This is a genomic window from Kistimonas scapharcae (assembly GCF_039540975.1).
Taxonomy (GTDB): domain Bacteria; phylum Pseudomonadota; class Gammaproteobacteria; order Pseudomonadales; family Endozoicomonadaceae; genus Kistimonas; species Kistimonas scapharcae.
In genome coordinates this window covers 1-1787 of the sequence record NZ_BAABFL010000257.1, presented here as the reverse complement: position 1 = coordinate 1787, position 1787 = coordinate 1, and the positions used below count along the sequence as shown (strand labels likewise).

The following is a 1787-nucleotide window of genomic DNA, read 5'->3' as shown; positions in this document are numbered from 1 at the left end:
GCGCCGCCGGTCAGGGCATTGCCCACCGTCGTGCTGTCCGTGCCGGTCAGGGTGTCGTTGCCGCTGCCGCCGATCACGTTCTCCACATCGGTGTAGGTGTCCGCACCACCGGTCCCGTCATTACCGATGCCCGTATCCAGGTTGGCGGTGACGTCCTGGGTGACACCGTCATAGCTGACCGTGTCCACATCCGCACCACCGTTGAAACTGTCGGTGCCCGCACCGCCGAACAGGATGTCATCACCGGCATCCCCGTTGAGGGTGTCATTGCCGCCTTCACCCCGCAGGGTATCGGCATCCGCGCCACCACTGAGGGTATTGGCGTTGTCATCACCGGTAATGTCATCGTTCTGGTTCGAACCGATGACGTTCTCAATATCGGTCAGGGTATCGACAGCACTGGTGGTATCCGTCGCCGTACCACTGCCTCCGCCCGCATCCAGGTCCACGGTGATGGAGCGCAGGTGGGTGCTGTAGTCCGCCGTGTCCCCGTTCACTTCACCGGTCGTGCCGCCGTTCAGGGTGTCACTGCCTTCTCCGCCGCGCAGGATGTCATCGCCGGCACCGCCTTCGAGGGTATCGTCATCCCCCAGGCCGGACAGGGTGTCGTCGCCACCACCACCGGTCAGGGTGTTGGCCACGCTGCTGCCGGTCAGGGTATCGCCGGCACTGCCTCCAGTGAGGTTCTCAATGCTGTCCAGGGTATCCGTGGCATCGCCGGTCACGGTCGCCTGCGGGGTTGCCGCTGACAGGTCCGCCGTCACCACCGTGGTGGCGTCACTGTAATCCGCCGTATCCTCATCCGCGCCGCCACGCAGGGTATCCGCACCGGTGCCGCCCTTCAGGATGTCATTGCCATCCCCCCCGTCCAGGATGTCCGCATCCGCACCGCCGTCCAGGGTATCCGCACCACCGTTGCCTTCCAGGGTATCCGCACCACCATTGCCGCTCAGGGTGTCATCCTGGCTGCCACCGCGCAGGGTGTTGGCCACTCCGCTGCCGGTCAGGGTATTGGCATGGCCGCTGGCGCCATCAATGTTCTCAATGCCCGACAGCGTATCCGACGCTTCATTGGTGATCACCGCCTGGGGAGAGGCCACGGACAGGTCCACCGTGACCGCACCGGTAGCCCCGGTATAGTCCGCCGTATCACCCGCCCCACTGTCTGCGCCGCCAATCAGCGTATCCGCACCCAGACCGCCGGCCAGGATGTCATCGCCGGCGCCGCCATCCAGCACATTACCTACCGTCAGGCTGTCGGTACCGGTCAGGGTGTCGTTCCCGCTCCCGCCGGTGACATTCTCGATGCTGGTCAGGGTGTCCGTCAGAAGGCCGCCTTCCGTGGCGCGAACCGTAGCGGCCGACAGGTCAACCACCACATCATTGGTATTGTCGCTGTAGTCTGCCGTATCCGTGCCGGCACCGCCGTTGAGGGTATCCGCACCGGCGCCACCGTTGAGGATGTCATTGTCATTACCACCGTTGAGGATGTCGGCGCCGCCATTCCCCTTCAGGGTGTCATCCCGGTCGCCGCCGGTCAGGGTGTTGGCCTGGTCATCACCGGTCAGCACGTCATCGCTGCCGGTGCCGATCACGTTCTCGATGTTGAGCAGGGTGTCGGTGAAGACACTGCCTTCCTTCACCTGGTTGGTGGACACCGACAGGTCCACTTCCACCCCGGTGCTGTTCTGGCTGTAGTCCACCGTGTCGCCATTGGCGCCGTGGGCGCCGCCGTCCAGGGTGTCATTGCCGGTCGTCGCGCCGGTGCCGCCCATCAGGATGTCATC

Annotated in this window: 1 protein-coding gene; it reads right to left on the bottom strand. The window is 64.8% G+C overall.

Going from position 1 to position 1787, the window contains the following annotated elements; translation table 11 throughout:
• On the bottom strand, positions 1–1787 hold a 1787-nt coding region (locus tag ABD892_RS10820), incomplete at both ends, for a beta strand repeat-containing protein (RefSeq protein WP_345195648.1).